Consider the following 18,425-nt stretch of genomic DNA (forward strand, 5'->3'; position numbering starts at 1 on the left):
CGTCGGTCATCCGGGGCGAAGGGGTAGGAGCCGAGGCGGAACACGCCGGAACGAACTCAGGGGATCGAGGTACTCCACGCCGCGCAACAGCCCCCAGTGCAGGCATGTCGTCGTGGGGCAGCCGGGGTGGCCGTCGGTGAGCCAGCCGAGCAGGTCGCCCGCGCGGACGACGGCGCCCGCGTGGACGGCGGGCCGCAGGGGTTCGTAGGTCGTCCGGACCATCCCATGATCGATGGTGACCACTCCCCGTCCCGCCACGGGACCTGCGAAGCTCACAGTTCCGGCGGCTGCCGCGAGCACGGATCCGGCCGGCGAACCCCGCAGATCGACGCCACGGTGGCCGGGGCCGAAGGGCGTCGCCGGGCGTTGGAAAGCTCGGCTCACCGCCACCGGACCCGGCAGCGGCCATCGCAGCGGCGGAACGCCTTCTGTGGTGGCGGGCTCCGCCGCGGCGGCGAGTCGGTCGGAAGCGCCGGGCGGTGGTGCGCGGCGTGGCGCCCGCGCGCCACCGCCCGGCGGGTCGGCGACCGGCGGGGACAGGGCCGGTCGCCGAGGATCCCCGGGCCGGGTCGAACCCGGCTCGGGGGGTCGGTGGATGGAGGACGGATCTCCCGGGCCCGGCCCGGAGGCGGCGTCGCGGGTGGGCAGGGACGCGCTGGGTGCCGGTGTCGTTGTGCCCGGCACGGCGGGGACCGCTCGGGCGGAGGACGCGCCAGGCGACGTGGTCGGACGTGGGGGTGCGACGGTGACCCCCGCGCCTGGGACGGGCGCTCGGGTCGTGGCGGCGACGGGTTCTGGTGCCGCCGCCAGAGCCTGGCCGATCGTGTCGTTCGGGACCGCCCCGTCTCGCGGACCGGTCCCGAGGCCGTCATCCAGCTCCGTGCCTGGCAGCGGGTCGGCCGGGTCGGCGGTGCGCGCGGTGATGGTGGCGGGCGGCCCGCTCCCACGCGGGTTGATCGGAACTCTGGTGGGCCAGCCGACGGCGATCAGCAGCGCGATCGCCGGGATGACGAGCCAGAGCGGATCGAAGCGGGGCAGTCTGGGCATGGCGGTCCCAACCTCCGGGGTCGAGGGAGGCGCGGCGGCCGGGTGGCGTCCGGGGCGACGGTCCGGCCGCCGCTTGGCCGGTCCGCGAGAGCGGCGGATCGGCCGGTTCCACGGTGCGGTGTTTTGCTCTNGTTGGGTAGTCCAAAGTTTCCGACTGTGGATAACTTGCTTCGGCGTTGATCTCGGGTGAGTTGTCGACCTGCGGATCGGCCTGCTGCGCGGTCGTCGCGGTCCGTCCGCCTGCCGCGGCGGAGATCGGCGAAGGATGATCCCGCCGGCGGGCATGCTGCAGTAGCACACGATCTTGATGGGGCGGGGTGGGCGGGNTTTCCGCTGGGCCGCAGCGTGGGTCCGGGTATCATCGTCCGCAGGGCCCGCATCGCGGGCTCAGTTCGCACGCCCGCTTCCGAGGGTCTCCACGAGGCCGTCGGAAGGGTCTCCTCGGTCCGCCGCATCGCGACGGCCACGACCACTCCGGGCGTCAGGGGCAGCCGTCGTCAGACGGCGCCGTCACAACCGAGGCGTCCGGCCGCGGCCGGACGGAGAGGAGCGACGCGCCATGGCCGTCGTCACCATGAAGCAGCTGCTCGAGAGCGGCGTGCATTTCGGGCACCAGACCAAGCGCTGGAACCCGAAGATGAAGCGGTACATCTTCACTGAGCGTAACGGCATCTACATCATCGACCTGCAGCAGACTCTTTCGTACATCGACCGCGCCTACGACTTCGTCAAGGAGACGGTGGCGCACGGTGGCACGGTGCTGTTCATCGGGACGAAGAAGCAGGCCCAGGAGGCCATCGAAGAGCAGGCCGCCCGGGTGGGCATGCCCTACGTCAAGGAGCGCTGGCTCGGCGGCATGCTGACCAACTTCTCGACCGTCTACAAGCGTCTCCAGCGGCTCAAGGAGCTCGAGGAGATCGAGGTGACCGGCGGTACCGAGGTCCGCACGAAGAAGGAGCAGCTCGTGCTGACCCGGGAGAAGGCGAAGCTGGAGCGCACCCTCGGCGGCATCCGGGACATGAGCCGGGTGCCGAGCGCGGTGTGGGTGGTGGATACGAAGAAGGAGCACATCGCGGTCGGCGAGGCGCGCAAGCTGGGCATCCCGGTCGTGGCGATCCTCGACACGAACTGCGACCCCGACGAGGTCGACTACCCGATTCCCGGCAACGACGATGCGATCCGCAGCGCGGCGCTGCTGACCCGCGTGGTCGCCGACNCCGTCGCGGATGGCCTCATGGCCCGGGCCGGTGCCTCGAAGGCCGCCGACGCCAAGCCCGAGCAGTCCGCCGGTGAAGAGCCGCTGGCCGAGTGGGAGCAGGCGCTGCTGCGCGGCGAGGGCACCGCGCCCGCGCCCGCGGCGAGCGAGGAGCAGCCCGCCGAGGAGCCGGCACCGGCCGCCGCCGCCGCCGAGACCCAGCCCGACGCAGCGGTCGGCACGGCGGTCTGACGACCTCGCGTCGCCCCGCGCACCGGGCCTCCGTGGCGCCCGGTGCGCGCCGCCCGGCGGCCGGCATCGGTTGCGGCCACCCCGCAGCGGGCGCTCGTGGCGGTCAGGGCAGGCGGCGCAGGACCGCTGACGCGGGGAGCCTGCCGACCTGAGGGCCCGTGGTGCCCCGGTCGGCGGGTCCGAGGGCGGCGGGGTACCGACGGCGACGCCCGGCTCGCCGGTAGCCCTCGTGCCGCGCCACGCCTCTAGGACAACGACAGCATTCCGACGGACACCGACGAGAAGAGCACCATGGCAGACATCACAGCCGCCGACATTCGCAAGCTTCGGGAGCTCACCGGAGCTGGGATGAGCGACGTCAAGAAGGCGCTGGTCGACAACGACGGCGACGTCGAGAAGGCGAAGTCCTGGCTGCGGGAGAAGGGCAAGGCACAGGTCGCCAAGCGCGCGACGCGCAGCGCCGCCAACGGCCTGGTCGAGTCCTACCTGCACCGGACGGACCCGCAGTTGCCCCCGACCNTCGGGGTGCTCGTCGAGCTGCGCTGCGAGACGGACTTCGTGGCGAAGACCGACGATTTCAAGCAGCTCGCCCGTGACCTCGCCCAGCACATCGCGGCCGCGGACCCGCTGTACGTCACCGCGGACCAGATCCCCAACGAGGTGCTCGAGGCCGAGCGCAAGATCTACGAGGCTGCCGCCCGCGAGGAGGGCAAGCCCGAGCAGGCGATTGCGAAGATCGTCNACGGTCGGGTCAACGGCTACGTCAAGAGCAGCGTGCTGCTGGACCAGCCGTGGGTGAAGGATGGCAAGGTGACCATTCGAGCCCTGCTCGACCAGGCGGGCGCCTCGCTTGGCGAGAAGATCGAGGTCGGCCGGTTCTCCCGGTTCAACATCCGGCAGGCCTGAGCGCAGGTTCACGGGACGGCGGGCGGACAGTGGCCGCCCGCCTGTTTCGTGTTCGCCGGGGGTCGCCGCGACGATGCCCCGGTGTCACGTATCGGGGCGGCACCACGACGGTTCGACATGTTCGGCGTGGCGCGTCCCCCCGGGCTCCGTGGGGGCGACTTCGTGCGGGACACTGCTTGCCACGGCTGTGCGATCATCGACGGGGCCGGGGCCCTGGCGCCCACGGGCAGCACGTGTCATTCCGCGGGTCGGAAGGCGGCCGTGTCCGGAGAGCGGCCGGCAGGGAGGCTNCTGTTGGAGCCGGACGGATGNCGGCGAGTCAGAGTGGACGGAAGGAAACGCGGTGATCGACGACACACTTCTCGATGCCGAGGAGAAGATGGAGAAGGCCGTCTCGGTCGCCAAGGAGGACTTCGCGAACATCCGCACCGGCCGCATCACGCCCGCGGTCTTCTCCAAGATCCTCGTGGACTACTACGGCGCGCCGACGCCGGTGCAGCAGCTCGCGTCCTTTCACANCCCCGAGCCGCGCATGGTGATCATCACCCCGTACGACAAGTCGTCGCTGCCCTCGATCGAGAAGGCGGTGCGCGACTCCGACCTCGGGGTCAACCCGAGCAACGACGGCACGATCATCCGCATCGTCTTCCCGGAGCTGTCCGAGCAGCGGCGGCGTGACTTGGTCAAGGTCGCCCGCTCCAAGGCGGAGGAGGCCCGGGTCAGCATCCGCAACGTCCGGCGTCACGCCAAGGACGGGATCGACCNCATCGTCCGGGACGGAGACGCCGGCGAGGACGAGGGCCGGCGCGCCGAAAAGGACCTCGACGAGGCGACCCACCGTTACGTCGGGCAGGTGGACGAGCTCCTCCGCCTCAAAGAAGNGGACCTGCTGTCGGTCTGATCATCGTCGCCCCCGGAGCCGATGCGGCCCGCCCACCCTGCAATGCGAGCCAGATGATCGCGGTGGCGTGGGAAGGGCGACGGCGGGGCATGCGTGCCGCTCCTGTCCGCCTCTGTCGAGATAGTCGAGATACAGGCATCCATGACGGCAGTCGACGGCCGCGCCGTGGTTGACGGCGGGCCATCCGGAAGCGCCGAAGCGACCGGGGCCGCTGCCGGCGGTCCCGGGCCCGCTGTGGCCCCACCGCGCCGTTCCCGCGCCGGCCGCAACCTGCCGGCCGCGATCGCGGTCGGCGTCCTGCTCGGCGCGATCATTCTCATCCCGCTGTTCACCGTGCGGGCGGCGTTCGTCGGCGTCATCAGCGTTGCCGTCGCCCTGGGCACCTGGGAGGTGATCCGAGCGGTCTGGCTCACCGGAGTGCGGGTGCCACCCGTGCCGCTGGTCGCCGGGGCGCTCGCGATGCCGGCGGTGGCCTATGTCGAGGGGACGACCGGCCTGCTGTTGACGCTCGCCGCCACCGTCGGCGCCGGCGTTGCGGTGCGAGCCGCCGGGCCAGCCGAGGGGCTGGTCCGGGATGTGGGCGGCATCGCCTTCGTCGCCGGATACGTCGGTTTCCCGGCGGGGTTCGCGGCGTTGCTGACCGAACCATCCGACGGTAGCTGGCGGGTCCTCGCCTTCCTGGCCACAGTCGTGGCCAGCGACGTCGGCGGCTACACCGCGGGGGTCCTCTCCGGGGGGCGCCACAAGATGGCCCCGAGCGTGTCCCCTGGTAAGTCGTGGGAGGGGTTCGCGGGCTCCGCGGTGGGCTGCGTGCTGGTGGCGGGGATCCTGCTGGCCTGGCCGCTGGGAGCACATGCGTGGCAGGGGATCCTGATCGGCCTCGCGACCGCCTGCACGGCGACGATCGGAGACCTGGGCGAGTCGCTGCTCAAGCGGGACATCGGCATCAAGGACATGAGTAATCTGCTGCCTGGTCACGGCGGCGTGATGGACCGCCTGGACTCGTTGCTGTGCACCGCCCCCGTCGCCTGGCTGCTGCTCACCGCCTTCCTCGACTGAGCGGCCGCCGGCACGAGTGAGCCGCTGCCGCGAGACCTGAGCCCCCTTTCTCGACCGGGCCGGTGGCACCGGCCCGTACCGGCGGTGGTACCGGCCCGGTCGGGGGCGCCGGGCGGTGCGCGCCGCCCGCGCGGGCGATCGCCGCATTCGTCTAGGCGGCGGCCTCCTGGCACACTGGAGCCGCGATGACTCCCATGACCGCCGAATCCGAATCCCCGGACGGCCCGGTGTCCGCCGGGACCGGCCGGCCGGTCCGCCTGTCCCTGACCCGGCGTGCCGCGCGGCCTGCGCGGCACCTGGCAGATCTTTCCCGGGACGAACGCCGCCAGGTCGCGGTCTCGTTGGGCCAGCCCGCCTTCCGCGCCGATCAGGTGTCGCGCCACTACTTCGCCCGGCTGGTCGATGCCGACGAGACCGACGCGATGACCGACCTGCCCGAGGACGCCCGCGGACCGCTCCTCGAGGCGCTGCTCCCGCGGTTGCTCGTGCCTGCCCGAACGCTGAGCTGCGACGACGGCCTGACCCGCAAGACGGCATGGCGGACCGCGGACGGCGCGCTGCTCGAATCTGTGATCATGAGGTATCCGGATCGGGCGACGGTCTGCGTGTCCAGCCAGGCGGGCTGCGGCATGGGCTGCNCGTTCTGTGCTACCGGTCAGGGGGGCCTGACCCGTAATCTGTCGACGGCGGAGATCGTCGAACAGGTCGTGCACGCCGCTCGCGTGCTGCGCCGCCGGGAGTTGGCCGGCGGCGAGGGCCGCCTGTCCAATGTGGTCTTCATGGGCATGGGCGAGCCGCTGGCCAACTACACCGCGGTGACCGCTGCGCTGCGCCGCCTGATCGCGCCGCCGCCGGAGGGGCTGGGGCTGTCCGCGCGTGGGCTGACGGTCAGCACCGTCGGACTCGTGCCGGCGATGCGTCGGCTGGCCGGCGAGGGCCTGCCGGTGACCCTGGCGGTGTCGCTGCATGCCCCGGACGACGAGCTGCGCGACGAGCTGGTGCCGATCAACACGCGGTGGCCGGTGGCCGAGGTGCTCGCCGCCGCCTGGGAATATGCCGAGGTCACCGGCCGGCGGGTGAGCATCGAGTACGCGCTGATCGACGGGGTCAACGACGACGTGGCCCGCGCCGACGCGCTCGCGACCCTGCTCTCCGGTCGCCTGGCGCATGTCAATCTCATTCCGTTGAACCCGACGGAGGGCTCGTCCTGGCAGGCCAGTGCACCCGCCGGCCAGCGCGCGTTCGTCCGCCGGCTGCGGGAGCGGGGGATCGCCACCACCGTGCGCGACACCCGCGGTCGGGAGATAGCGGCGGCCTGCGGTCAGCTCGCCGCCGAGCCCGCCGGACGTGCCAGGCGCCTCGAGGCCGCGAAGCCTGTCGAGGCCGCGAAGCCTGTCGAGGCCGCGAAGCCTGTCGAGTCTGCGAAGCCCGTCGAGGCCGCCGGCGCGGCGAGCGGCTCGTCTGCGCACGGCAGCCGTGTCCTTCGGTAGTCCGGCGAGCCGACGGCGCGGTTCTCTTCGGCATCGCGCGCGGACGACGAACACGGTCTGGTTGCCGATCACGGCCGCAGTCGGCGTGCTTCTGCTTCTGTTGTGGTACGCCATCTCGCGGGATCCCGGCTCGGAGCACGCCTCGGGGCCATCCTCTGCGATAGGTCCCGCCGGCGGGCGCGAGCCGCGCGCGGCGGCCGTGTCGGCGTCGCCGACGCCCACCGTCCCCGCCCCGCCACCCAGCGGGTGCGTCACCGGGAAGACCCTGCCGTCCGGGGTGAGTACCCGCACCTTGCGGGTCGGCGGCATCGACCGCACGTACGTCCTGGCCGTTCCCACCGCGGGATCGCAGGCCCGGGCGCTCCCGCTGATCCTCAACTTCCACGATCTCGGGCAGAGCACCGACGATCTGGAGGCCTACACCCGGCTCGCCGACCAGGGCACCAAGGCCGGTTTCGCGGTCGCGGCGCCGATCGGGGCACAGGATCGGTGGAACTTTCCGCGTTCCGCCGCCATCGGCCCCGACGACGTGCTGTTCGCGGGAACGCTGCTCAACGAGCTCACGGGCCGGATGTGCCTCGACGCGAAGCGCATCTTCGCCGTAGGTTACGCGGACGGCGCGAACATGGTGTTCACCGTGGCCTGCGCGTTGCCGGGCAGGATCGCGGCGGCGGTCACGGTCGGCTCGAGCGTGCTGCCCACCTCCTGCGCGGCGCCTACCACGAACGTGCTCGAGATCCACGGGACGGCCGACCAGATCGCGCCGCTCGACGGCGGGGGCGCTCCCCGTCCGGCGCCGTTCGCCGGCGTGGTCGCGCAGTCGACGCCCGACCGGCTCGCCCGCTATGCCTCCGCACTCCGGTGCAGCGGCGCCAGCCAGGCCTCCCGGGACACCGCGGCCTGGCAGCGCACCGTGTGGACGGGCTGCCCGAACGGGCGCGACGTCGGGTTGCTGGCCATGCAGGGCGCCGGACACACCTGGCCCGGCGCGCAGGCCCGTCCGGCGCTCGGGCCGACCTCGGACGCCTTCAGCGCCACCGTCGTGGCGCTGACCTATTTTGGTTACACCCCCACCTCCGGGGACGTCGCCGGCGGCGGCGCGGGGACGCCGGGTTCGGGCGGGGCGCTCCCGCTGCCGGGCCCGCTCGCTCCGAGCGGATCGCCCGCCGCCTCGGCCACGCCGGCCGCACCGTCGTCGGCGGCGAACGCATCGCCTTCGGCGGGTGCAAGCCCGGGCGCCGGCACGGGCGGGTCGGGGACTCCCGTGCCGTCGACATCACCCTCGGCGACCGGGACCCCCTCGTCGGCGGCTGCGGACGGATGAGCTCCCCCGGTTGGGTGCGAGACCGGCGACCCCGCCGGGTTGGGGTCGACGTCGCTTCGACGGGGAGAGGATGAGGTCACAAAAGGTAGTGGCCGTCAGACCCATTGCACATCTACGGGTGGCACCTGTCATGAACCGAACAGGGCGGCGCCGAGGCGTCGACGGGCCTGAGAGAATGGAGGTGTGGTGGAGGCTTCGAACCTGCGTGAAGTTGTTCTGCTCGGGTCCACGGGCTCGATCGGAACCCAGGCCATAGACGTCGTACGCCGCAATCCGCAGCGCTTCCGGGTGGTTGCGCTGATGGGCGGCGGGTCCCGGGTGGACCTGCTCGCAGCCCAGGCACTCGATCTCGGTGTCCAGGCGGTCGGCGTGGCGGCGGCATCGGCGGCCCAGGACCTGCAGCTCGCCTTCTTTGCGGAGGCGACGCGGCGGGGCTACCGCCGGGGCGAGTTCGCCGTGCCGAAGATCCTGGCCGGGCCCGATGCGGCGAGCGAGATCGCTGAGTGGCCCTGTGACATTGTTCTCAACGGCATCACCGGATCGGTCGGTCTCGCGCCGACGCTCGCCGCGCTGGCCGCCGGCCGGACGGTGGCGCTGGCGAACAAGGAGTCGCTGGTCGCCGGGGGACCCCTGGTCCTGGACGCGCTCGGCGGCGACCCGGACCGGCTCGTCCCGGTGGACTCCGAACACTCCGCGTTGGCGCAGTGCCTGCGCGGCGGCCGCCGGGACGAGGTACGCAAACTGGTCCTCACGGCCAGCGGCGGCCCGTTCCGTGGGCGTCGCCGCGACGAACTCNCCGCCGTCACCCCGCAGCAGGCGCTGGCTCATCCCACCTGGGACATGGGCCCGTTTGTCACGATCAACTCCGCCACCCTGATGAACAAGGGTCTGGAGCTGATCGAGGCGCACCTGTTCTTCGGGGTGCCCTACGACGACATCGACGTCGTCGTGCACCCCCAGTCGCTGGTGCACTCGATGGTCGAGTTCACCGACGGGTCCACCCTGGCCCAGGTCTCGCCGCCCGACATGCGCCTGCCCATCGCGCTGGCCCTGGGCTGGCCGGAGCGGGTGGCCGAGGCGCAGCCGCCGATGGACTGGACCCGCGCCCAGGCGCTCACCTTCGAGCCGCTCGACGAGGTGGCCTTCCCGGCCGTGGAGCTCGCGCGCACGGCCGGTCGCCGGGGTGGCACCGCTCCGGCGGTGTTCAATGCGGCCAACGAGGAGGCGGTGGCCGCCTTCCTGGCCGGACGCCTGCCCTTCGTCCGTATCGTCGATCTGGTGGCCGAGGTCATCGCCGAACACGAGGTCGTCGATCACCCTTCGCTCGACGAGGTGTTCGCCACCGAGCGGGCCGCGCGCGACGCGGCGCAGCGGTTGATCCGGCGCGAGAGCGAACGGGAATCGGTGTGAACCACGCGCTGCCCGGGGTGGGCGGTGGATCCCACCCGGCCGGCTTCCGTTCCGGGGTCGGTGTGATCCGCCTGGGCCGGGCCGGGCGCGGCGGTTCGTGGGGTGCCTGGGTCCATCCGGGCGCCCCCGGCCGGTGTCCCGTCGGGCGGAGGCCGGCCTGATGGCGATTCTCGGCATCGTGGCGTTCGCCGCGGCGCTGCTCGTGTCCGTGGTGCTGCACGAGGGCGGTCACTTCGTGACCGCCCGGCACTACGGCATGAAGGCCTCGAAGTTCTTCGTGGGCTTCGGCCCGACGATCTGGTCCCGCCAACGCGGCGAGACCGAGTACGGCATCAAGGCCATCCCCGCCGGCGGCTTCGTCAAGATCGAGGGGATGACGCCGCTGGAGGAGATCGATCCGGCCGACGAGCCTCGGGCGTTCTACAACGCCCGGGCCCGGGCCCGGCTGGTGGTCATGTCCGCCGGTTCCTTCGTGCATTTCGTCATCGCCATTGTGTTGATCTATGGGGTGCTGGTCGCGCTCGGCACCACGCAGGTCAGCGAGTCGAAGATCGGTTCGACGAGCTGCGTGGCGACAACCGCGAGCTGCTCTGGGCCCGGCCCCGCCGCCGCGGCGGGGCTGCGACCCGGCGACCGGGTCGTCAGCTTCGACGGGGTCGCGGTGCACACCTGGAAGGACTTCACCCGCCGGGTGCGCGAGCACGGCGCCGGCCCCGCCTCGCTCGTGGTGGAGCGGGACGGACGCTCGCTGACCCTCAGCCCGGACCTCGTCGAGGTCCGCCGCAACCGCTCCACCGGCGAGGCGGGCAACGACCGGGTCGGCGCGCTGGGCGTCCGGCCGGGGCTCGAGACGGTGCACTACAACCCGATCGAGGCCGTTCCGCACACCTTCGTGGTGATCGGCTCCGGCTTCACCGGCATGTACGACACGTTGACCCATCGGATCGGCGACGTCGGTAAGATCTTCAGTAACGATCGCGATCCCGAGGGCTTCATCAGCGTCGTGGGTGCGGCGCGCATCGGTGGTGACGTCGTCTCGGCCCCGGACAGCTCGGTGCTCGACCGGGTCGGCCAGTTCCTCATCCTGGTGGCCGCGATCAATCTCGCGGTCGGCATCTTCAACCTGTTGCCCCTGCTCCCGTTGGATGGCGGCCACATCGCCGTGCTGGGCTTTGAACAGGCCAGACACGGTCTGCGCAGGCTTCNGGGCTACCGTGGTCCGGTACAGAAGGTGGATTTCGCCAAGCTCTTACCGGCCACGTACGCCACGGTTGTCGTCCTGCTCGGGTTCAGCCTGCTCCTCCTGTCCGCCGACATCTTCAATCCGATCCGCCTGAACCAGTGATTCCGCACGGTTGCGCGAGACCGTGCGCCCTACTGCCCTGCGTCCCGCAGCCGACAGGCCGAATCAGTCGCACATCGATCAATTTTTCCGATTCGCCAGTGAGGACAACGTGACCGTTACTCTGGGCATGCCAGCCGCTCCGGCCCGACCGCTCGGCACTCGGCGGCACAGCCGGCAGATCAACGTGGGCAACGTCCCGGTCGGGGGTGACGCTCCGGTCTCCGTGCAGTCGATGTGCACCACGTTGACCTCGGACGTCAACGCGACACTNCAGCAGATCGCCCAGCTCACCGCGTCTGGATGCCAGATCGTCCGGGTGGCCGTCCCCAGCCAGGACGACGCCGACGCGCTTGCGGCCATCGCCCGCAAGTCGCCGATTCCGGTGATCGCGGACATCCACTTCCAGCCCAAGTACGTCTTCGCCGCGATCGACGCCGGCTGCGCGGCGGTCCGCGTCAACCCCGGCAACATCAAGGCGTTCGACGACAAGGTCGGCGAGATCGCCCGCGCGGCGAAGGGCGCCGGTATCCCGATCCGGATCGGGGTGAACGCCGGCTCCCTCGACAAGCGGCTGCTCGCCAAGTACGGCAAGGCCACGCCGGAGGCGCTCACCGAGTCGGCGCTGTGGGAGTGCTCGCTGTTCGAGGAGCACGACTTCCGCGACATCAAGATCTCGGTCAAGCACCACGACCCGGTCGTCATGATCCAGGCCTACCGATTGCTCGCCCAGTCCTGCGACTACCCCCTGCACCTCGGCGTGACCGAGGCGGGCCCCGCCTTCCAGGGCACCGTGAAGTCCTCGGTCGCCTTCGGCGCGCTGCTCGCCGAGGGCATCGGCGACACCATCCGGGTCTCGCTGTCCGCGCCGCCGGTCGAGGAGGTCAAGGTCGGCACCGCGATCCTGGAGTCCCTGGGACTCCGGCAGCGTAAGCTCGAGATCGTGTCCTGCCCTTCCTGTGGTCGGGCCCAGGTCGATGTCTACACCCTCGCCAACCAGGTCAGCGCCGGTCTCGAAGGCATGGAGGTCCCGTTGCGCGTCGCCGTGATGGNCTGCGTGGTCAACGGGCCGGGTGAGGCGCGGGAGGCCGACCTCGGCGTCGCGTCCGGTAACGGCAAGGGCCAGATCTTCGTCAAGGGCGAGGTCGTGAAGACCGTGCCCGAGGCGCAGATCGTGGAGACCCTCATCGAGGAAGCCATGCGGCTGGCCGAGGAGATGACGGCGGGCGGTACCCCGTCCGGCGAGCCTTCGGTCACCGTCAGCTAGGCGGCGCGACCGGATGGGCCTGCCGCTGCGCTCCGCGCCGACGCGACTGCTCGACGATCGGGATCTCCCCGCCGTGCGCGAGCTGCTGGCCCGTAATCCGGTCGCCGACGTGTTCGTCGCGTCCCGCGTCGAGGCCGCCGGGCTTGATCCGTGGCGGCTCGGCGCGGAGATGTGGGGTCACACGGTCGACGGCCGCCTGGCCGCGGTGTGTTACTCCGGCGCCAATCTCTGGCCCGTGGCGGCGGGTCCCGCCTCGGCGAAGCTGTTCGCCGAGCGGGCCCGCCGGCAGGGCCGCCGCTGCTCCTCCGTCGTCGGTGTCTCCTCGTCGGTCATGGCGATGTGGCGGCACCTCGAGCCGACCTGGGGACGGGCCCGCGAGGTCCGGTCCGACCAGCCGTTGCTCGTGATCGACCGGCCGCCACTCATCGCGCCCGACCCGGCCGTCCGTCCCGTCCGGCCCGATGAACTCGACGTCCTGCTGCCGGCCTGCATCGCCATGTTCACCGAGGAGATCGGGGTGTCCCCGGTCCTCGCTGACGGCGGGGCCCTTTACCGGGCCCGCGTCGCGGAGTTCATCGGGCAGCGGCGCTCGTTCGCGCACATCGTCGACGGCCGCGTGCTGTTCAAGGCCGAGATCGGCGCGGTGGCCGGGGACGTCTGCCAGATCCAGGGCGTCTGGGTGGACCCGGCGCTGCGTGGGCGCGGGCTGGGTGCGGCCGGCACTGCCAGCGTCGTCGCGCTGGCGCGGGCGGCGTTCGCCCCGCGGGTGAGCCTGTACGTCAACGACTTCAACCACGCCGCCCGCCGAGCCTACGAGCGGGTCGGATTCCAGCGCGTGGACACCTTCGCTTCGATCCTCTTCTAGCTCGCTTCCTCTCCGCCGCAGGCCAGGTGTGGTCGCCGCAGGCCAGGCGCGGTCGCCTCGGGCCAGGCGCGGCGCGGAGGGCCGGGCTGGCCGGGGGTCCGGTCGGTTGGCGTTTGTTCGTCCTTGGTGGCGCGTGGGGGCGCCGCGCCGCCGCGCGCTGAGCTTGGACGCTGAGCCCGCCGCGCCGTCCGCGCCGCCGCGCCGTCCGCGCCGCGCCGTCCGCGCCGCGCCTGCCGAACAGGCCTGTGACCTGGTCCGCAGCCTGTTCCTGGATGGTCCGCGGGGATCAGTCCTTCATGATCGGATCCTGTCCGTCTTGCCGAATTGCTCCCAAATCGACCGTATTTGTTACCGAACGATGTCCGGACGATGAAGGCACATGGCCAGGATGCGGGGCATCTGGCATGCTTACCATCCCGATGACGTCGATTGACTTGCATGGCGCGGGCGTCAGCCTGCGCGAAGGGGGTTTTCATGAGGCCGAGCAGACTGTGGCGGGCCATGACGCCACTGATCACCGCTGGGGCGCTGGCGCTGGCGGTGGTGGGCTGCTCGAGCTCGGGCGATGACGCCAAGGCCTCGGCGAGCGCGACGCCCGGCCAGGTGAGCGGGACGCTCCGCCTCGGGTACTTCCCGAACCTCACCCACGCGCCCGCGCTCTACGGCGTCGAGAAGGGGATCTTCGCCAAGGAGCTCGGCACCGGCGTCACGCTGAAGACCTCGACGTTCAACTCCGGGGTGCAGGAAGCCGAGGCCGTGCTGTCCGGGGCGCTCGACGCCGGGTACATCGGGCCGAACCCCGCGGTGAACAGCTTCATCAAGTCGAACGGCGAGGCGGTACGGATCGTCTCCGGCGCGACGTCGGGTGGCGCGGCGCTCGTGGTCCGGCCGGACATCACCTCGGTGGCGCAGCTCAAGGGCACCACGCTCGCGACGCCGAGCCTCGGCAACACCCAGGACGTGGCGCTGCGCTACTACCTGAAGAAGAACGGCCTGAAGACGGACACCCAGGGCGGCGGCGACGTCTCGATCAAGCCGCAGGACAACTCCGTCACGGTCGACGCCTTCACCAACAAGGCGATCGACGGCGCGTGGGTGCCCGAGCCGACGGCGTCCCGGCTGGTCGCCGCGGGCGGCAAGGTGCTCGTGAACGAGGCCGACGAGTGGCCCGAGACCAAGGGCCAGTTCGTCACGACGGTGCTGCTGGTGCGTACCGCCTACCTGAAGAAGAACCCGGAGATCGTCCGCCGGCTCGTCAGCGCCAACGTGGCGTCGATCAACGGTCTCAACGCCGACCGGGACGCCGGCGCGACGGTCACCAACACGGCCCTGGGCAAGCTTGCCGGCAAGCCGCTGTCGGACAAGGTCCTGACCTCGGCGTGGAAGTCGCTGACGTTCACGCCCGACCCGATCGCCGCCTCCCTGCTCACCTCGGCCAAGCATCAGGAGGAGCTCGGGTTGATCAAGAATCCGAAGCTCGACGGCATCTTCGACCTGACGATCCTCAACGACATCCTGGCGAAGCAGGGTAAGCCGACCGTCTCCGACTCCTGATCCACCCGCAGGTCGCCTGGCCGGGCGTGCGTCTCCACCGCAACGGGGGAATGATCCGTGACCNCTGTCCGCTCCGACACCGCTGTGCGCATCGACGGCGTCAGCCGCTTCTTCGGCTCCGGCGCCGCACGTGTGCAGGCGTTGGACAACGTCTCCCTGGACGTCCGGTCCGGCGAGTTCCTCTGTCTGCTCGGGGCGTCGGGCTGCGGTAAATCGACCCTGCTCGGGTTGATCACCGGGCTCGACGCGCCGACCACCGGCACCGTGGACACGACCAATCGCCGCGCCGGGATGATGTTCCAGGACTCGGCGTTGCTGCCGTGGCTCACCGCGGGCGGCAACATCGAGGTGCCGCTGCGGCTGCGGGGTATCCGCCGCGGCGAGCGACGGGAGCGGGTGGAGCGCCTGCTCGCGATGGTTCGCCTCGCCGGGCTGGCCGACAAGCGTCCCCACGAGCTGTCCGGAGGCATGCGCCAGCGGGTGAGTCTCGCCCGGGCGTTCGCGCAGGAGGCCGACATCCTCTGCATGGACGAGCCCTTCGGTGCCCTCGACGCGATGACCAGAGACCTGCTCCACGACGAGCTGGAGCGGATCTGGCGGGAGACCGGCGTCACGGTCATCTTCGTCACGCATGACGTCCGCGAGGCCGTGCGGCTCGGCGACCGCATCGTGCTGCTGTCCTCGCGGCCCGGCCGGGTCGCGGAGGTCTTCGACGTCGACATCGAGCGGCCGCGGCGGATCGACTCCGCCCGGGTCGCGGAACTGGCCACCGTCGTGACCACGCGACTACGCGAGGAGGTCGGCCGGCATGGCCACTGAAAGCGGCACCTCGACCCGGTTCCGTAGCCAGACGGCGGACTTCGACGCCGAGACCGGGCTCGCGGTGGACGCCGCGCTCGCCGGCCTGGATGCGCTCGACATCCCGACCACGCAGCGGCGGCCGCTCGCATCCCGGGCGTGGGCCGCTACCTGGCCGAAGATCGGCGCTCTCGCCCTGTTCCTGCTGCTGTGGCAGCTCGTCGTCTGGAGTGGCTGGAAGCCCTCCTATGTGCTGCCCGGACCGGGTAAGGCCCTGTCCGAGTTCGGCAGCCGCCTCGGCACCAGTCACTTCTGGGACGCCTTGGCACGCACCCTGGTCCGGGCGGTGGAGGGTTACGCCCTCGCGGTCGTGATCGGGGTCGTGGTGGGGGTCGCGGTCTCCCGCTCCACGATCCTGCGTACCGCGGTGGGCTCCTTCATCACCGCGCTGCAGACGATGCCGTCCATCGTCTGGTTCCCCCTGGCGATCCTGCTGTTCAAGCTCAGCGAGTCGGCGATCATGTTTGTCGTGGTGCTCGGGGCCGCGCCCTCGGTCGCCAACGGGGTGATCTACGGCGTCGACTACGTGCCGCCGCTACTCGTGCGCGTGGGTCGCAGTATGGGTGCGAGCGGCTTCTCCCTGTACCGGTACGTCGTCGCGCCCGCGGCCCTGCCCTCGGTACTCGCTGGGCTCAAGCAGGGCTGGGCGTTCGCCTGGCGCAGCCTGATGGCCGGTGAGCTGCTGGTCATCGTTCCCGGCCATCCCTCGGTCGGGGCCGACCTACAGAACTCCCGGGAACTGCTCGACACGGTCGGGGTGATGGCGTCGATGATCACAATCTTCGTCGTCGGAGTCGTTGTCGACGCTGCGTTCAACACCGCCGACCAGCGGATGCGCGTCCGCCGCGGTCTCGTCGCCGAGGGGACGTCCGCGGTGCGGGCGGCCCGCGGTAGCCGGGGACTCGGCGTGGCCGGCGGCGCGGTCGACCCGGTGGGAAGCTCCGGGGACGGCACGATGCCGCCGCCGGCGGACCCGGGCGCCGGCGGCGGGGACGGTGGGCATTCCGGCGGTGCGGGGTGAGCGAGCGGCGGCCCGTTTTCCTTGGGTGGGCGGGGCGCCAGCGCGGACGGTGAGTGCCGGCACGTGCACCCGCGGCACGCCAGGCCAACCCGTCGGGCGCGCTCGGCGCTGCCGGGCGGCAATATGGGTGCATGCAGATCTCCGCTCGCGCCGACTATGCGCTGCGCGCACTCCTGACGTTGGCGGCGAGTGACGGTCAGCTCGTCAAGGGCGAGTCGCTGGCTCTGGCGCAGGATCTGCCGCTGCGCTTCCTCGAGAACATCCTGACCGATCTGCGCCGGGCCGGACTGGTCCAGAGCCGCCGGGGTGCCGACGGGGGTTACCAGTTGGGCCGCCCCGCCGACCAGATCACGGTCGCCACGGTGATCCGGGTGACCGACGGCCCGCTCGCGAGCGTGCGCGGGCGCCGCCCCGAGGACGCCTGCTACGAGGGTGCGGCCAAGAATCTGCAGGACGTCTGGATCGCCGTGCGGGTCAACCTGCGCCGTGTCCTGGAGAACGTGACCCTTGCCGACGTCGCCGGCGGCCGCCTTCCGGAGATCGTCACCACTCTTGGCAATGATCCCGACGCCTGGACCACTCGCTAGCGGATCGCCGCGCGCTCACGACGCGCCCGGCAGCGCGCGGGTGGCCGTGGCGGGCGGCAGGCCTGCCGCGAGGCGCGCCCGCTGGGCCCGTACGGCCGCCCCGCCCAGAGCGTCGACGGCCAGCGCCCGGGCGTCGGCGACGAGGACGGCTGTGGCGTCGTGGGCCGCCGCGGCGCAGGCGTCCTCGATCTGGGCCAGCAGGGTCAGCGAGGCGGTGACGCTGACCGGCGTCGTGGGGATCCGGTAGGCCGGCAGGGCCGGGGAGGGCTGACCGCCGCGGGCGCCGATCGCGGCGATGAGGTCGTCGCGAAGCGCCTGATGGGCGACCCAGCTCAGCCGGGCCAGCTCCCGGGCGCCGGCGGCCGTGGGGCCCAGCGGCGCGAGCGCACCGCCCGCCGTCGCGGCGGCGTAGATCGCGGCGTGGGTGGCGGTGAGCATCGTGTTCAGGGCGGCCACGGCGGTCGCCGGCCCGGCAGCCGCAGGGCTCTCCCGGGCCGTCCCCGTCGCGGCGGGGACGGCCGCGACGACCCGCCCGTCCCGCCCACCAGGGGTCACCCGACACTCCCGACACCGCCGACACTGCCGGCGGTCGCGGCCGGCTGGCCTGCGCCGACCTGCGCGCTGTAGAGGTCGAGCAGCTCCACCTGCGCGACCCCGGCCGCGTGCAGGCTGGCCAGCAACGGCGCGAGCACGCCGCTCACGCGCAGGCTGTCGGTGCGCGCCGCGGCCGTCGCGCCGCTCTCGGAGGCGCGCAGCGAGGCCAGCGTCGCCGCGCGGGCCGGGGGCGAGTCGTCGACGACGGGGGTGGCCGCCGCCCCGGCCGGCGTGGGCCCGGCGGGTGCGGACGCCGCCGGGGTCGAGCCGGTCACTCCGGCCGCCGGGATCGTCGCGACCGCGGCGGGGACCTGCGCGCCCAGCGTCGACACGGCGACCTCGTGATGGGCGCGCAGCGGGTCGAACAGGGGACGCAGGGACGGATGGCGTTCGGCCGCGGTCCGGTAGGCCGCCGCCAACGTCATGGCGCGGTCGATCGCGCCCCGCGCCGCGGCCGTGTCCGGCGCGCTGAGCCCGCCGTTCGACGCGGTCGAGGGCGAGACCGTGGTCGTGCAGCCGGCCACCCCGACGGCGTCGGCGAGGACGAGCCCGCCGAGTCCCAGCAGGATCCGCCGCCGCGAGACGGGAATGCGCAACGCCGGGTCCACGGTTCCGAGCTTCGCACATTCCGCCGGCCGGGCTGACCGCCGTGCGACCCGCCCGGGCGATCCGTCCGCCTGCCGGCGGTACCGCGGCGCGCGGGCCGCGGCCGGCCGGCGCGGCGGCGGACGTAGGCTATGGATCTCATCCTGT

General features: G+C 72.1%; 13 protein-coding genes and 14 pseudogenes. 24 read left to right on the top strand and 3 right to left on the bottom strand.

What is annotated here, in order from left to right:
- Window positions 1-6: 6 nt before the first annotated feature.
- The gene (locus FF86_RS01825) at window positions 7-1,047 is read right to left on the bottom strand and encodes a murein hydrolase activator EnvC (protein ID WP_044886196.1); all 1,041 of its coding nucleotides are present in this window, start codon (window positions 1,045-1,047) and stop codon (window positions 7-9) included.
- Between the two features lie 559 nt (window positions 1,048-1,606).
- On the opposite strand from FF86_RS01825, the gene rpsB reads away from it, so the two are divergent.
- The 24 genes and pseudogenes from rpsB to FF86_RS01895 form a co-directional block, all read left to right on the top strand.
- Window positions 1,607-2,263 (top strand): 30S ribosomal protein S2 (gene rpsB / locus FF86_RS01830; protein ID WP_242418007.1); only part of this gene is annotated, 657 nt, incomplete at its 3' end.
- A 1-nt stretch (window position 2,264) separates the two neighbouring features.
- Window positions 2,265-2,494 (top strand): annotated as a pseudogene (locus FF86_RS38180) (30S ribosomal protein S2); the annotation flags it as partial.
- A 291-nt stretch (window positions 2,495-2,785) separates the two neighbouring features.
- A pseudogene (locus FF86_RS38185) lies at window positions 2,786-3,013 on the top strand (elongation factor Ts); the annotation flags it as partial.
- Between the two features lies 1 nt (window position 3,014).
- A pseudogene (locus FF86_RS38190) lies at window positions 3,015-3,235 on the top strand (elongation factor Ts); the annotation flags it as partial.
- Between the two features lies 1 nt (window position 3,236).
- Window positions 3,237-3,400: pseudogene (locus FF86_RS38195) on the top strand (elongation factor Ts); the annotation flags it as partial.
- Between the two features lie 343 nt (window positions 3,401-3,743).
- On the top strand, window positions 3,744-3,918 hold a 175-nt coding region (locus FF86_RS38200; RefSeq protein WP_242418047.1), incomplete at its 3' end, for a ribosome recycling factor.
- Window position 3,919: 1 nt separating this feature from the next.
- Window positions 3,920-4,164: pseudogene (locus FF86_RS38205) on the top strand (ribosome-recycling factor); the annotation flags it as partial.
- Between the two features lies 1 nt (window position 4,165).
- Window positions 4,166-4,281, top strand: a pseudogene (locus FF86_RS38210) (ribosome recycling factor); the annotation flags it as partial.
- Between the two features lie 254 nt (window positions 4,282-4,535).
- Window positions 4,536-5,360 carry a phosphatidate cytidylyltransferase gene (locus tag FF86_RS01845; protein WP_370657107.1) on the top strand — a complete coding sequence of 275 codons (825 nt, stop codon included), beginning with the start codon at window positions 4,536-4,538 and terminating at the stop codon, window positions 5,358-5,360.
- Window positions 5,361-5,545: 185 nt separating this feature from the next.
- Window positions 5,546-5,998, top strand: a pseudogene (locus FF86_RS38215) (23S rRNA (adenine(2503)-C(2))-methyltransferase RlmN); the annotation flags it as partial.
- 1 nt (window position 5,999) lies between these two features.
- A pseudogene (gene rlmN, locus FF86_RS01850) lies at window positions 6,000-6,850 on the top strand (23S rRNA (adenine(2503)-C(2))-methyltransferase RlmN); the annotation flags it as partial.
- Window positions 6,851-7,127: 277 nt separating this feature from the next.
- Window positions 7,128-8,174, top strand: coding sequence for a PHB depolymerase family esterase (locus FF86_RS01855; RefSeq protein ID WP_242418008.1), 1,047 nt, complete (start codon window positions 7,128-7,130; stop codon window positions 8,172-8,174).
- A gap of 186 nt (window positions 8,175-8,360) precedes the next feature.
- Window positions 8,361-8,969: pseudogene (locus FF86_RS38220) on the top strand (1-deoxy-D-xylulose-5-phosphate reductoisomerase); the annotation flags it as partial.
- Window position 8,970: 1 nt separating this feature from the next.
- Window positions 8,971-9,584: pseudogene (locus FF86_RS38225) on the top strand (1-deoxy-D-xylulose-5-phosphate reductoisomerase); the annotation flags it as partial.
- A 160-nt stretch (window positions 9,585-9,744) separates the two neighbouring features.
- On the top strand, window positions 9,745-10,789 hold a 1,045-nt coding region (locus tag FF86_RS01865; RefSeq protein ID WP_242418009.1), incomplete at its 3' end, for an RIP metalloprotease.
- A gap of 1 nt (window position 10,790) precedes the next feature.
- Window positions 10,791-10,929: pseudogene (locus tag FF86_RS38230) on the top strand (peptidase M50); the annotation flags it as partial.
- A 109-nt stretch (window positions 10,930-11,038) separates the two neighbouring features.
- A partial coding sequence (locus FF86_RS38235; RefSeq protein WP_396229738.1) for a flavodoxin-dependent (E)-4-hydroxy-3-methylbut-2-enyl-diphosphate synthase occupies window positions 11,039-11,199 on the top strand: 161 nt, incomplete at its 3' end.
- Between the two features lies 1 nt (window position 11,200).
- Window positions 11,201-11,978: pseudogene (gene ispG / locus FF86_RS01870) on the top strand (flavodoxin-dependent (E)-4-hydroxy-3-methylbut-2-enyl-diphosphate synthase); the annotation flags it as partial.
- 1 nt (window position 11,979) lies between these two features.
- Window positions 11,980-12,193, top strand: a pseudogene (locus tag FF86_RS38240) (flavodoxin-dependent (E)-4-hydroxy-3-methylbut-2-enyl-diphosphate synthase); the annotation flags it as partial.
- 13 nt (window positions 12,194-12,206) lie between these two features.
- Complete coding sequence (locus tag FF86_RS01875; protein WP_055409132.1) at window positions 12,207-13,058, top strand: DUF4081 domain-containing GNAT family N-acetyltransferase; 852 nt, start codon at window positions 12,207-12,209, stop codon at window positions 13,056-13,058.
- Window positions 13,059-13,532: 474 nt separating this feature from the next.
- Window positions 13,533-14,612, top strand: a complete 1,080-nt coding sequence (locus FF86_RS01880; protein ID WP_044883815.1) for an ABC transporter substrate-binding protein — start codon at window positions 13,533-13,535, stop codon at window positions 14,610-14,612.
- Window positions 14,613-14,676: 64 nt separating this feature from the next.
- Window positions 14,677-15,431 (top strand): annotated as a pseudogene (locus tag FF86_RS01885) (ABC transporter ATP-binding protein); the annotation flags it as partial.
- Window positions 15,421-16,491 carry an ABC transporter permease gene (locus FF86_RS01890; protein WP_052680962.1) on the top strand — a complete coding sequence of 357 codons (1,071 nt, stop codon included), beginning with the start codon at window positions 15,421-15,423 and terminating at the stop codon, window positions 16,489-16,491. The pseudogene FF86_RS01885 and the gene FF86_RS01890, both read left to right, overlap by 11 nt.
- Before the next feature lie 131 nt (window positions 16,492-16,622).
- Window positions 16,623-17,078 (top strand): Rrf2 family transcriptional regulator, encoded by a 456-nt coding sequence (locus tag FF86_RS01895; RefSeq protein ID WP_044883813.1) that lies wholly within the window; start codon window positions 16,623-16,625, stop codon window positions 17,076-17,078.
- 15 nt (window positions 17,079-17,093) lie between these two features.
- On the opposite strand, the gene FF86_RS01900 is transcribed toward FF86_RS01895, so the two are convergent.
- Together FF86_RS01900 and FF86_RS01905 are read right to left on the bottom strand one after the other, a co-directional pair.
- The gene (locus tag FF86_RS01900) at window positions 17,094-17,633 is read right to left on the bottom strand and encodes a DUF4439 domain-containing protein (RefSeq protein WP_082121682.1); all 540 of its coding nucleotides are present in this window, start codon (window positions 17,631-17,633) and stop codon (window positions 17,094-17,096) included.
- Entirely contained in the window at window positions 17,630-18,268 is a 639-nt protein-coding gene (locus FF86_RS01905; protein WP_236705927.1) for a hypothetical protein, read from the bottom strand. The genes FF86_RS01900 and FF86_RS01905 overlap by 4 nt, the downstream gene beginning before the upstream one ends.
- Between the last annotated feature and the right edge of the window lie 157 nt (window positions 18,269-18,425).

It is taken from the genome of Frankia sp. CpI1-P, assembly GCF_001421075.1.
Classification (GTDB): Bacteria; Actinomycetota; Actinomycetes; order Frankiales; family Frankiaceae; genus Frankia; species Frankia torreyi.